This window comes from Geopsychrobacter electrodiphilus DSM 16401 (assembly GCF_000384395.1).
GTDB classification, from domain to species: Bacteria; Desulfobacterota; Desulfuromonadia; order Desulfuromonadales; family Geopsychrobacteraceae; genus Geopsychrobacter; species Geopsychrobacter electrodiphilus.
Genome location: NZ_ARWE01000001.1, coordinates 127,123 through 139,667 on the forward strand (window position 1 = coordinate 127,123; position 12,545 = coordinate 139,667).

Genomic DNA, 12,545 nt, shown 5'->3' on the forward strand with positions numbered 1-12,545 from the left:
CTCGGTCTGCCGCGCAGAATGGGTGGCCTTGAACTAATCGCGGGGAATTTTCATCGGACCCCGCTCCCCACCCCTTTGAGGGAACCCGGAACACTGTCATGTTGAAACGTTTAAATTTAAATTCTATTAAAAAGTCATCCCTTAAGTATACTGAAACTCTATTCCAGTGCGTATGCTCACTCTGGTCGCGATTGCTCTCAACTGAAATCGTCACCACTTGGGTTTCGCAGCTACTGTCGGGGTGGGTACGCCCCTGTCGCCGTCCCTTTGATTCTCGAAAGTCTGATCCTGAAGGAGTTCTGATATGACACGCAGTGAAATTATGACGATCATCCAAGAACAGAAGGTTAACTTTTTCCGACTGCAGTTTGTCGATATCTTTGGTTTCATGAAGAATATCTCCATCCCGCTGAGTCAGATTGAAAAAGCGCTGGATGGCCAGATGATGTTCGACGGCTCGTCGATTGACGGCTTTGTGCGCATCAACGAGTCGGATATGTATCTGAAGCCCGATTATGACACCTTTGTCGTTCTCCCCTGGCGGAACAAGAACGGTGTCAATGCGGCGCGGATTATCTGTGATGTGCACAAGGCCGATGGTACCCCCTTTGAGGGCTGCCCGCGGGTGAACCTGAAACGGGTGCTGGCCGAGGCCAAGGAACTCGGGTACACCATGAACGTCGGCACCGAGTGTGAATTTTTTCTGTTTCAGAAGGATGAGAACGGCAAGCTGTCAACCGCGACTAATGATGTCGCCGGCTACTTTGAGGTCGATCCGGATGACACCGGCATCAACTGTCGGCGTGAGATCATCGATACCTTGGAGGCCATGCATTTTGAAGTTGAGGCCTCCCATCATGAAGTCGCCGAAGGGCAGCATGAGATCAACTTCAAGTATTCTGACGCCTTAAAAGCGGCCGACAACACCCTGACCTTCAAGTGGGTGGTACGTTCCATCGCCGATAAACACGGCTTTCACGCGACCTTCATGCCCAAGCCGGTGTTCGGCATCAACGGTTCGGGCATGCATACCAACCAGTCCCTCTTCACCCTCGATGGGCAGAACGCCTTCTATGATGAAAGTGGGCCGCTGCAGTTGAGTGAAATCGCCTACCAGTATATCGCCGGAATCACCAGGAATGCGCGTGGCTTTACCGCCGTGACCAATCCGCTGGTCAACTCTTACAAACGCCTTGTCCCTGGTTACGAAGCGCCGGTCTACGTTGCCTGGTCAGCTTCCAATCGCTCGGCCATGATCCGTATCCCCGCATCACGCGGTATGGGCACCCGCACCGAGGTCCGCTGTCCCGACCCGACCTGCAATCCCTATCTGGCCTTCGCCATGATGCTGACTTCGGGGCTCGACGGAGTGAAAAACAAGCTCGAAGCCCCGGCGGCCGTCAATATTAATATCTTCAAGATGACGGCCGCCGAAAAAGAAGCGACCGGAATCGCCAGTCTGCCCGGCAGTCTGGAAGAGGCGATCATCGCGCTCAAGGAGAATCCGCTCGCCAAAGAAGCGCTCGGCGAGCATATCTTTAAAAAATATATTCAGGGGAAAACGAAAGAATGGAATCGCTATCGGATGGCGGTGACCGACTGGGAAATTAAGGAATATATGAAGAACTACTGATTTCTGTGATTATTTCGCGATGCTTATTATCCAAAGGCGAGGATGTTTGTTTCATAAACGCTTTTCTGGAGAGGGCAGCCATTCTGTGCCCTCTAGATGATATTGATCTGCCAGGCAAAGCGTTTCTCAACGTACAATTTTCACGCAATTTTTACCCGCGTTTTTGGCGGCATAGACGCCGCGATCCGCTGCCTTGATCAAATCTTCAGGTGTTTTCATAGCGGCTGTCTTGGCTGCAACTCCGACGCTGATACTTCCTGGCCAGACTCCGCCAAGGACCGGGACTGTTAGGGCTGCGATTTGGTCATGCATGAGAGTTGCGATCACCATGGCACCTTCCTCATTCGTCTTGGGACAGATGATGAGAAACTCATCTCCTCCAAGCCGACAGACGATATCGTCTGTCCGGACTGCATATCTCAGCTGTCTTGCCAGTTTCTGCAATACCAAGTCACCGGCATCATGGCCGTAGTTATCGTTGATTGCTTTAAAACCGTCGGCGTCAATCATCATGCAGGCGAGTGTGGTCCCCATATTGACGGACTCTTCCCACAATTGATCCAATATTTGTAAGGCATGGCGACGATTCGATAGCCCGGTCAAAACATCGGTGGACGCCAGTTTTCCGAGTTTTTGATTTGCCTCAGAGAGAGACTGGGTCCGCTCCCTGATCTTAACTTCAAGGGTTTGATTTAATTCGCTTAATTGTTTGTTTCGGTTTGATACCTGCTTGAAAAGATTATTCAGTGATCTGAGCAGTAACCCCGTTGCTTTATCAACCGCTTTTTCCTCCATCAGATAAGCGTCATCGGCGGAGTGACCAAACTCAATCGCTCTAATTTGACGGGCCAGGCTCATATCTGATCCCAGAATGTGGCAGACCAGCCAATTCATCAGAAATTCAAACAAGTCTTTCCCCGTAGTATCCTGGGAGGTTTCCATCTGTTGATGAAGCAACGTGACTTCTTGAAGAAAATTAAGGTGCTCTCGCTCGTGATGCTCGACATGTCTTATGTCGACACCGGTGCGATGAGACATTTTCTCTTCTTCTTCAAAATGATATTGCGTGTATGACACCAACTCGGTAAACACTTGTTCCAGGTCTGCAGAGTTGACGCTGTTTTGGGAGAGAAGTTGGCCGAACTCGTTGATCACTTTAACCAGATGCTTATGTTGTTGATCAACTTCGGCGAGACCTGTTTCAAAATTTTGATCCCATTGAAAGACGTCCATATACAATCCTTAGTAATGGCGGAAGCGTGCAGGATAAAGTGCTTTCTGGTGTAAACCCTCTTCTTCTGTCAACTGGTGGCGTGGAGGTTATCTTAGTAAAGGCCGTTCCGCGGCCAAGCTGTCCGTCGGTAAGTATGAAGAAATTTTGAAGTTTTAACTCCTGTAAAAGCTTCGCAGGCGAGATTCCAGAAGACGACGCGACCTTGCCGATTCAGGAGAAAGGCTGGGTTGGAAGATATTTCAGGCGCTCGTTGAAACAGGTTGTCCATTGACTCCACCTTGGCTCGCAGCGCTCCATCACCAATATATAGGTCTTTTGAGGAGGATAAAAAACGTTCATTTCACTTATTGATGAGGGTTAATTCGAGATGTTCGCATGGTCTGGATTAAGTTACAGCGAACTAATTATAACACAAACAAGGTTTTACTTTAAAGCGAGTATAAAATTGGATGTATCGGGGGACGCAGAAAGAATGGAATGGTTGTCTGACGGCGGTGACGGTCGGGGAAATTAAGGAACAGATGCACAACGACTGATCGTCACCTGCGGGACGAAAGGTTGTGGTGTTAAACTTTCAGCCCCTGTCAGCATAAGCTTGCAGGGGCTGAAAGTTTTATCTGAAATGCCCGGCTGACCCGGATAACCGTCTGTGAAAACTAATGGGACATCAGCACGGGGACGGTCATTGAATCCAGCAGGGTTCGGGTCGCACCGCCAAGTACCCACTCCCTGAGCCGTGAATGACCGTAGCCGCCCATAACGATCAGGTCGGCGCTGAGGTCGGCCGCGCGCGACAGGATTTCATTCCCCACGTCGATCCCGGTGACTGGATCTGTCGTCATATCGACACGCACGCCATGGCGCTCAAGATAGAGGACGATCTCGTCAACAGGAATGCTGCCGTGGCCACCCTGCTTGAGCTGAATTGCCATGAGGGTCACCTTTTGCGCCCGTTTGAGGAGCGGGATGGCGTCGGTGACGGCACGGGTCGCCTCGTGACTTCCGTTCCAGGCGATGAGAGCTCGACTGCCGATGCTGAGAAAACTGCCTGCATAGGGGATAATCAATACCGGACGACCGGACGCCAGCACCAGGCGCGGCGGGAAATCCACGGGGGTTCCCGAGTTATCCGAAATATCACTCTGGCCGATCACGACCAAATCGGCGTATCGCGCCTGCTTTGCGACCGCGTCGACGGGGAAGTCGGTCGTTGTGCGCCATTCGGCATTTTTAAAACCCAGGATCGACAGCTGTTGTTTAAAGGTTGCTTCGGCGTGCGCCATCTCCTCAGTTGCGGCTTTCTGCTGGGTCTCGATGAGTTCCGGTCCCATATGGACCAGGTAGCCGGGAAGGACAAAGGGGGTCTGCACGTACAGCGCGACCAGATGGGCTTCGTGCTGCAATGCCAGGCGGGCGGCGACTTCGACGCGTGGTGCACAGCGTCTGCCGGGGTCAATGTGAACCAGGATCGTCTTATAGCTCATGGAATTCCTTTCTGGGCAGGTTGTTGGTTCCTGCTTCGCCGCTTCTTAAGTGGACGAAAACCTCTGGTGGCATCTCACTTTGGCCGATCTTGCTTAATACTAATTGTCTTTAGCAAACACCTGATGCTGACGTCGCTCCTCCCCCTCAAATGGCATCACCAGGTGCCGCATTTTGTCTCGTCCAAGAACCGCCCAGCCATCGGAGCGTTCAAAGAACATGACCTTTTCGGTGACGATCAAATATTGTAATTCATCTTTTCTGACGGAGCATTCCAGCCAATTTTTAAGCACCACCGGAACAAGCATAAGCGCCTCCCTGGTTATGGATTTCCGATCCATCTTTTTAAGTGCCCAATTCCCTTTGCATAAACTCAGCCCTCAGTTTTCGGTAGACGACCTGCAACGGGAAGAACTGCAAATTGACGCCAAAGGTTGCTGTGTATCGCGACGGTTGGCTCAAGGCTCACAGGGCCGGGTGTGATCTTGCCTGGCCGCCTCCTAATAAATTCCGAAAAAATGGCCCACTTCATTCAGCGTGAGCCATTCCAATGTCGGTCGGATTTCGAGTTGTTGTAACTGGCCTGTATCACCGCCGGACGCAGATGACTCCAAAAATGTTCAGCTCATAGCTAAGAGCGAGCTACTTCACTTTAATTTCGATCTTTTTCGGCCGCGCCGCTTCCGTCTTTTCGATGGCGATATTCAGCATGCCATCCTTGAAGGTTGCTTCGACCTTCGATTGATCGACGTTGTCCGGCAGGGTAAAGCTCCGAGTAAAGCTGCCGTACTGCCGTTCAACGCGATGGAAGCGTTTTCCACTTTCCTCCTTCTCCTGTTTCCTTTCCCCGCTGATCGTCAGGACCCCGTTCTCCAAATTGACCTTGACATCCTCTTTTTTAACCTCGGGGATTTCGGCCTTGATCAAGAACTCTTTGCTGGTCTCAGCAATATCGACCCTGGGGGCCCAGTTCCTTGCGACATCTCCCGTCGTTGTGAGTTGGTTTTGCGAGCCACCAGCCCTGGTATAACGATCGAATAAATCTTCTATTTCGCGCCACGGGTCCCACGTCATAATTGCCATATTGTCCTCCATTTATACGGGATTTTGCGTACCCTCGAAGACAGCCCGCATTTCCGCCAATCGGGGTCTGTTGCTGCCGGTTGCCCCTTGAGGCCAGCAACCACCATAGAAAAGCCGAGCAAGCCATCAGGAATCACATCCTTCGGCAGCTCGGCTATCCTTCGCCAGAAAGGATCCGTAGCATTCCGTCGCCCTCCTTACAGAGGGGTTGGCTTTATCGGGACGCACAATATCCCACGGCTGATAGTTACCTTGTATCAGGTTTTATGGGGGAATCAAGTTTGTGCGTCAGGGTGGCCAATAATACGCCACACGCGCAAAAAAGCCCCCTAACTCAGATGATTTAGAGGGCTTTTTCGCAGGGCGACTCCAGCTTTTTAATGCGGTGAAACAGGGTCTATTTTTTTCGCACGTTTGACGCCTGGGGACCTTTTTGACCCTGGGTCACATCAAAGGTTACCCGGTCACCTTCGGCGAGAGACTTAAAGCCTTCCCCCTGTACCTCGGAAAAATGGACAAAGACATCCGGTCCATTGTCCTGCTCGATAAAACCAAAACCCTTTGCATCGTTAAACCACTTAACCGTACCCTCTGCCATCTTCTCGCTCCTTTTCTCCCCGGCCGGGAAGAATCTTGTCGTTGTGCCAATCGTCATGGACGACCTGAAAACCTCAACCCTCGAGGTCATGTGGATAAACCCAGGTTGCCGAACAGTCAATAGAGGTGCGGCAGCCAGTTTTGCTTTTAATGTAGCCTAGTATGCCAGAGGTCTTTCGGAATGCAAGCGGTCAGCAGTAGGGGGTGTAGTGAAGCCTTATGTCAATGAAATCCCCCTGGTTAAATGCTGGAACCCCGGCATAAAATCCAACGGGATGCCACCGACTGAGGCTGGCCGCCTGTGGTCCGCAGCTTGCCGGGCTAACCGGAACACCCCGATTTGCCAACGGATCGGGTCCCGTTATAATTAGAGCGCGGCGGCAGATGTCACGCGGTGAAACGACACAAACGGTGCTGCGACCCCGAAATCCAACCACCCGCAACAGGAGCAGGTTATGCACGAGGCGATGTTTTATACCCAGCTGGCCGATAATCGGGTGCGCTGTCGGCTGTGCCAGCATTTCTGCGAGATTTCCGCCGGCCGCCGCGGCCTCTGCGGGGTGCGCGAAAACCAGGCCGGAGTGCTGCGGACCCTGGTTTACGGGCAATCGATTTCAGCCGGTATCGACCCCATCGAAAAGAAACCGCTCTTTCATCTGCAGCCGGGATCGACCTCCTTTTCGATCGCCACGGTTGGCTGCAACTTCACATGCCGGCACTGCCAGAACTGGCAAATCGCACAGTATCCGCGCCTGCATGCGGGGACGATCCCCGGCAAAGAGCTGGCGCCAGAGGCCATAGTCAGGCAAGCCCTGGCGGCGGGATGCTCCTCTATTGCCTACACTTACACCGAACCGACCATCTTCTTTGAGTATGCCTACGCGACTGCAAGACTGGCTCATGAGGCCGGACTCAAGAATGCCTTCGTGACCAACGGCTACACCAGCGCCGAAGCGTTAAGGACCCTCGCACCCTATCTGGATGCCGCCAATGTCGATCTGAAAGCGTTCAGCGAGGATTTTTATCATCGGATCTGCGGGGCGAAACTGCAATCGGTTTTGGATACCATCTGCCTTTACCGCGAGCTGGGAATCTGGCTTGAGGTGACAACCCTGATAATCCCTGGTTATAACGACGATGAAAAGGAACTGAAAGGGATTGCCGATTTTATTGCCAGCGTCGGAGTGGAAATCCCCTGGCATGTCAGCGCCTTTTATCCGACCCACGAATTGCTGGATGCGCCCCGCACCTCAGCCAAAATCCTGCACCGGGCCCGGCAGATCGGGATTGAGGCCGGATTGCGTTATGTCTACGAGGGGAATATTCCCGGCGAAGGGGGCGAGAACACCTACTGCTATGCCTGTGACGAACTGTTGGTCGAGCGTTTCGGCTACGCAATTCGACAGAACCTTATCGACCAGGGCTGCTGCCCCTTCTGTTCGGCCAAAATCGACGGGATCGGACTATAGGAACCTGTTGATGAGATGGTCTTCCCCGTTCTTTTTCAGCCGCGTCTTGCCCGCTCGCCGGCCAGTTCGTTGCCGACGAGGAGCACCAGATTATTCAGCTGTTCGGCAATCAGTTCGGTCAGATCATCGCTCGTGATAATGCCGACCAACGCACCCTCGGCGTCGACCACCGGCAGGCGCCGCACCCCATGATGACGCATTTTTTCGAGGGTCTCCTGTAGGCCGAACTGCTCATTAATGCTGTGCAGCTCATAGCTCATGGCATCTCCGACCGAAATCCGGTCCAGGTCTATCTCCTCCGCAACAACTCTCACCACGATATCGCGATCGGTCAGGATGCCGATCGGCACCTGCCGTTCATGGCGGTTGTCGACTACCACTAGATCGCCGACGTGTTCAACGCGCATCAGTTTGGCCGCATCGAGAATGGTTGCTTCCTGATCGATGATGACGACTTGGCGATTGCAGAATTCGCTGACTAACATGGTCTCCTCCTTTAACGGATCGGGTTCGATGGTCTCGTCGTTCAACGGTCCCTGATGTTTGGCGGGTCGCTGGTCATCGGTACAAAAACGACGCTGAGCAGATCCTGGGTGGTGATGTCCCCTTGCAGGTTCTTCTCGACCAGCAACAGCTCCTGGGTTATGCCGGGCAGGCCGATGGGGATGACCAGTCGGCCCCCTGGTTTCAGTTGTTCGAGCAGGGCCTGGGGTAAATGGGTTGCGGCCGCGGTGACGATGATGCCGTCGTAGGGTGCATGTTCGGGCCAGCCCCGGTGGCCGTCATCGGTTCTGATTTCAATATTGTGATAATCCAGGCGGGAGAGGCGCTCAGCGGCTTGAGTAGCGAGGGAGGGGATAATTTCAAGGCTGTAGACCTGCTGCACCAACTGCGCGAGGATTGCGGCTTGATAACCCGAGCCGGTGCCGATTTCGAGGATGGTCTGGGTGAGTTGTGGTTCGAGCAGGTCGGTCATCAGGGCGACGATATAGGGCTGGGAGATGGTCTGCCCCTGACCGATTGGCAGAGGTCCGTTGACAAAGGCCTGACTGTGCAACTCCAGAGGGACGAAGGCGTCGCGTGGCACCAGCTTCATGGCCCTCATGACCTGCGGAGCGAAGCTCGAACGGCCGGTCCGAGACGCCGTCAGCCGGGCTTCTTGTTCGATGGTTTGGAGCATCTCGCGAAGCTTGAGTGCGCGCATGACTCACCCCCCTTGGTCCGCGGTGGAAAAGTAGTTGAGTGGAGTGTCTGTGCTTGATCAGAGCATACCATGCTCTCTTCGCTTTGGTGGGACGACTCAAGTATCAGCCCCGTCGGCGGTTGTTTCATCGCCAGTTGCAGGGCGACGGCCGCCCCGAAAGTTTCACTTGTAGCCTTCCGCCTGGAGGGAGAAGAGATAGGCATACTGGCCACCGAGCTGCATCAGGTCGGTGTGGCTGCCGTGCTCGACGATTCTGCCTTTGTCGATGACCAGGATCTGGTCGGCCATGCGCACGGTCGAGAAGCGGTGCGAGATCAGGATTGTCATCTTGCCGCGGCTTAAATCGCGGAAGTGCTCGAAGATCGTGGCCTCGGCGGCGGCGTCCATGGTCGCGGTCGGTTCGTCGAGCACCAGGATATCTGCCCGGCTGCGCATGAAGGCGCGCGCTAGGGCGATCTTCTGCCACTGGCCGCCGGAGAGTTCGCGTCCCCCCTTGAACCACTTGCCGAGCTGAGTATCGTATTTTTCAGGTAGTTTGTCGATAAAGGGTTCGGCCATCCCTTTTTGCGCCGCCTCCTGCCAGCGCGAGCGGTCTTCGAAGTGCGGCATGTCGCCGGCGCCGATATTCTCGCCGACCAGAAACTGGTAGCGGCCGAAATCCTGGAAGATCACCCCAATCCGCGCGCGCAGTGCGTCGGCTTCCCAGTGCTGCAGGTCGAGACCATCGAGTAGAATCCGCCCCGTGTCGGGCAGGTAGAGCCGGGTCAATAGCTTGATCAGGGTAGTCTTGCCCGAGCCGTTTTCGCCGACCAGCGCCAGACTGTCGCCCGGTTTAAGGTGCAGGGTGATCTGCTGCAGGGCGGGCTCATTGCTGCCGGGGTAGCAGAATGTGACCGCTTCGAAGCGCACCCCGTCACCAGGCGTTGGCCCCTGCTGCAGCTCTCCTTCGGTTGCGGGGACCGGTTGCTCCAGGTATTCGTAGAGGTTGGAGAGGTAGAGGTTGTCCTCGTACATGCCGCTGATCGCCGAGAGGCTGGCCGAGACCGCCGACTGTCCCTGTTTGAACAACAGCAGATACATGGTCATCTGGCCCAAGCTGATCAGACCCCGGATGGCCGAAAGCGCGATCCAGGCGTAGGCCGCGTAGAAGGCGGAGGTTCCGATGAGCCCCAGCACAAACCCCCAGGAGTCACGGCGCAGGGTCAGACTGCGGTCCTCGGCGAAGAGCTTGGCGAAGATCGTCCGGTAGCGTTCAAGCAGCTTCGGACCCAGGTTGAACAGTTTGACCTCTTTGGCGTAATCCTCGCGCGCCAGCACGGTTTCAAGATACATCTGCATCCGCGTTTCGGGTGAACGCCAGCGGAACAGGCGAAACTTGTCGCCCGAGAATTTCGCCTCGGCCAGAAATTCGGGGATTCCGCCGGCGATCAGGATCAGCACCGCCCAGGGGGAGAACTGCACCAGCAGCGCCGCATAACTGGCCAGCGAGATGCCATTCTGCACCAGGCCGAAGGTGCGGGTGACCAGGCTTAAAGGACGGGTTGAGGCCTCGCGTCGTGCACGGGTCAGCTTGTCGTAGAATTCGGAATCTTCAAAATGTGCAAGTCTGAGGGTCAGCGCTTTTTCGAGGATCATCAGATTGATCCGTTGCCCCATCAACGCCCGTAACAGCGCCTGACAGGTCGCGATACCACGCTGTGATCCGGCGATCAACGCCACGACCCCGGCCTCGGCGGCGACGAACAGCAGCACATAGGTCGTATCAGCGCTGCCGGTCTGTTGATGCTGCCCCATGGCCGCAACCACGCCGTCGACGATCAACTTGCCGATCCAGGCTACCGCCGCCGGCAAGACTCCGGCGACCAGGGTCAATAAGGCGAAGATCAGCGCCAGTTTCGCGCTGGTGGTCCAGACCAGCTCCAGCGCGCGGCGGCTGTAGCGGAAGACGTCGAGAAAACTCCTGGGAGGTGGGTCGCTGTCTGTGGCGAGATCTGGGTATTTCACGGACTGTCCTGGCGGTTTTAGAAACAAACTGGATTGAGGTCATTATCTTAGCAGAGAAACAGCATCCGAGAAATCGTCAAGAAGGGTTTGTTCCGCCGCAGGCTAGCGTTGAGAAAGGCCTGGGTGGTCTGGGTGAGGACGGTTGTCAGGCAGGCAGCGTCAAAGTTGAAGTCAGTGTAAGCCCAGTCGTTATAAAAACAGACAGATGGTCGGCTATCGCAAGGAATCAGGTGCGGAGCAGTCGGGGACTAGGCCTGCCAGGACTTGCGCGTCCTGACCTCGCAGGCGGTCAGCGGCCCGCCGAAACCCGCGCCGGTATCGAGGGAATAACGCCCCTCTTCAAAGACCGGGAGGCCATCTGGCGTCGGCTGATGCCCCACCACCTGAATCTCATCTTTGCCGGGTGGCAGCTTGCGATCCCACAACAGGGAATATTCGTCCTGCTCTGCCAGGGGCAGATCGTTTCGGGCGCCGGCATGGACAAATAAAAACCCCTCGGTGTGGAAATAGAGGCGGGTCTGCTGAAGAAAGGCGATATGCGCCCGGGGCAGTTCGTCGACCTGTTCCAGCGCATAACTTTTGAGGGTGGCCAGGCCGCCGTTCTGCAGATACAAGCTCAGATCAGAGCGGGCTCCACTGAAGATCGAAGTTGAGTTTTCAGGCAAGGCCGCCGGGGTGTTAAATGCCGTTTCGATCAGGGCATTGAGGAGCATCTGTTCGTGGTTTCCCTTGAGGAAAATCGTCTGTGGCAGGGTTTGGTGGAGCTCCAGCAGTCGGTTGACAACTCCCTGCGAGTCGGGTCCGCGGTCGATATAATCGCCCAGGAACACCAGCTGGTCCGTTTCGGTCGGCTGGACCTTTTCTAGCAGTTCCTCAAGCCGGGTCCGCTGGCCGTGAATATCCCCGATAGCAATCAAGCGTGGCATATTATTCTGCCTCTTTGAACGGCTTCCATCACCTTTTGGTCCGGGGGAGGAATCCCCTTGAGGATAGTTTAACTCAGAGGTTATGTCTTTGGCAAAAGCCGGCCCGTTAGCTGGTAATCTTTATCCTCATGCTTGGGGAGGCCTCCTTTGGTCTGGTCAAGAACATGGCAAGGCCTAAGATCATCGAACCCGCCCTGCTTCCCGCTTAAAACCCATCTCCAGCTAGCGGCGTAGATATCAATATGCGCCAGGACTCCCTTTTCTGCTAGTCTCGCAGTTGACATCCGACGGAAAGGCCTGAGTTAAACCACCTCCGACAGTATAGAAAATTCCGTGTACCATCCTGCACCTGGAGTTTTTGTTATGGTAGTTTTGAGACTCTAGGTAACGGAGATTTTTCTATGGAACCGAGCTTCACCCACCCCGACCTGCCGCGTTATACCCAAAGGCCTTTTCCCGCTTATCGCTATCTCCCCTTCCACCCGGATATCTCTCATCCGCGCAACGACCCGCAGGGGCACTCTTATGGCGCGGAAGATGAATATCTGCCGCAGTTTGTGGCGGCGGACTGGTGTGATTGCGAACCCTATCTGTACGCTGTCGATCTGTTCAACCACGGCTACTGGTGGGAGGCGCATGAGGCCTGGGAGGTTGTCTGGCTCGCGGCCGGACGTGAGACCCTGGAAGGGCAGTTTGTGCAGGGGCTGATTCAACTCGCCGGGGCTCAGCTCAAGCGCTTTACCGAGGTGCCGCGCGGGGCGCAGGTGCTGACCGAGAGCGGGGCAGCAAAGCTGTCAGCGGTCCAGGGGGTTTTTCTGGGGATTGAGGTAAAGCCGTTTGTTGTGGAGGTCGAGCGCTGCCTGCTGGAAGATGCCGGGGAGTTTCCACGGATTGAATTACATTTTTAACGCGT

Annotated in this window: 12 protein-coding genes and 1 riboswitch; of the genes, 3 read left to right on the plus strand and 9 right to left on the minus strand. The window is 54.9% G+C overall.

Annotation, left to right across the window (positions count from 1 at the left end):
* Positions 1–304 precede the first annotated feature (304 nt).
* A complete protein-coding gene (gene glnA / locus D888_RS0100610; RefSeq protein WP_020674579.1) occupies positions 305–1,633 on the plus strand; it encodes a type I glutamate--ammonia ligase in 1,329 nt (442 codons plus the stop codon).
* A gap of 126 nt (positions 1,634–1,759) precedes the next feature.
* On the opposite strand, the gene D888_RS0100615 is transcribed toward glnA, so the two are convergent.
* From D888_RS0100615 to D888_RS0100635, 5 genes are all read right to left on the minus strand, one after another.
* Positions 1,760–2,866 carry a GGDEF domain-containing protein gene (locus D888_RS0100615; protein WP_020674580.1) on the minus strand — a complete coding sequence of 369 codons (1,107 nt, stop codon included), beginning with the start codon at positions 2,864–2,866 and terminating at the stop codon, positions 1,760–1,762.
* A 657-nt stretch (positions 2,867–3,523) separates the two neighbouring features.
* The gene (locus D888_RS0100620) at positions 3,524–4,351 is read right to left on the minus strand and encodes a universal stress protein (RefSeq protein WP_020674581.1); all 828 of its coding nucleotides are present in this window, start codon (positions 4,349–4,351) and stop codon (positions 3,524–3,526) included.
* Between the two features lie 99 nt (positions 4,352–4,450).
* Positions 4,451–4,657: a GSU3473 family protein gene (locus D888_RS20235; protein WP_020674582.1), complete on the minus strand. Its 207-nt coding sequence runs from the start codon at positions 4,655–4,657 to the stop codon at positions 4,451–4,453.
* A gap of 334 nt (positions 4,658–4,991) precedes the next feature.
* Positions 4,992–5,432 carry an Hsp20/alpha crystallin family protein gene (locus tag D888_RS0100630; RefSeq protein ID WP_020674583.1) on the minus strand — a complete coding sequence of 147 codons (441 nt, stop codon included), beginning with the start codon at positions 5,430–5,432 and terminating at the stop codon, positions 4,992–4,994.
* A gap of 141 nt (positions 5,433–5,573) precedes the next feature.
* Positions 5,574–5,655, minus strand: a riboswitch (cyclic di-GMP riboswitch).
* Positions 5,656–5,829: 174 nt separating this feature from the next.
* Positions 5,830–6,030: a cold-shock protein gene (locus tag D888_RS0100635; RefSeq protein WP_020674584.1), complete on the minus strand. Its 201-nt coding sequence runs from the start codon at positions 6,028–6,030 to the stop codon at positions 5,830–5,832.
* Positions 6,031–6,484: 454 nt separating this feature from the next.
* Here D888_RS0100635 and amrS point away from each other — a divergent pair, with 454 nt between their 5' ends.
* On the plus strand, positions 6,485–7,498 hold the full coding sequence (gene amrS, locus D888_RS0100640; protein ID WP_020674585.1) for an AmmeMemoRadiSam system radical SAM enzyme: 1,014 nt from the start codon (positions 6,485–6,487) through the stop codon (positions 7,496–7,498).
* Between the two features lie 35 nt (positions 7,499–7,533).
* Here amrS and D888_RS0100645 read toward each other — a convergent pair whose 3' ends face one another.
* The 4 genes from D888_RS0100645 to D888_RS0100660 form a co-directional block, all read right to left on the minus strand.
* Positions 7,534–7,983 (minus strand): CBS domain-containing protein, encoded by a 450-nt coding sequence (locus D888_RS0100645; protein ID WP_020674586.1) that lies wholly within the window; start codon positions 7,981–7,983, stop codon positions 7,534–7,536.
* A 41-nt stretch (positions 7,984–8,024) separates the two neighbouring features.
* Positions 8,025–8,702 (minus strand): protein-L-isoaspartate(D-aspartate) O-methyltransferase, encoded by a 678-nt coding sequence (locus D888_RS0100650; protein WP_020674587.1) that lies wholly within the window; start codon positions 8,700–8,702, stop codon positions 8,025–8,027.
* Positions 8,703–8,864: 162 nt separating this feature from the next.
* Positions 8,865–10,706 carry an ABC transporter ATP-binding protein gene (locus tag D888_RS0100655; RefSeq protein WP_020674588.1) on the minus strand — a complete coding sequence of 614 codons (1,842 nt, stop codon included), beginning with the start codon at positions 10,704–10,706 and terminating at the stop codon, positions 8,865–8,867.
* 248 nt (positions 10,707–10,954) lie between these two features.
* A complete protein-coding gene (locus tag D888_RS0100660; RefSeq protein WP_020674589.1) occupies positions 10,955–11,632 on the minus strand; it encodes a metallophosphoesterase family protein in 678 nt (225 codons plus the stop codon).
* Positions 11,633–12,033: 401 nt separating this feature from the next.
* Between D888_RS0100660 and D888_RS22750 the strand changes: the two genes are divergently transcribed.
* Positions 12,034–12,540 (plus strand): DUF309 domain-containing protein, encoded by a 507-nt coding sequence (locus tag D888_RS22750; protein ID WP_020674591.1) that lies wholly within the window; start codon positions 12,034–12,036, stop codon positions 12,538–12,540.
* Positions 12,541–12,545: the final 5 nt, after the last annotated feature.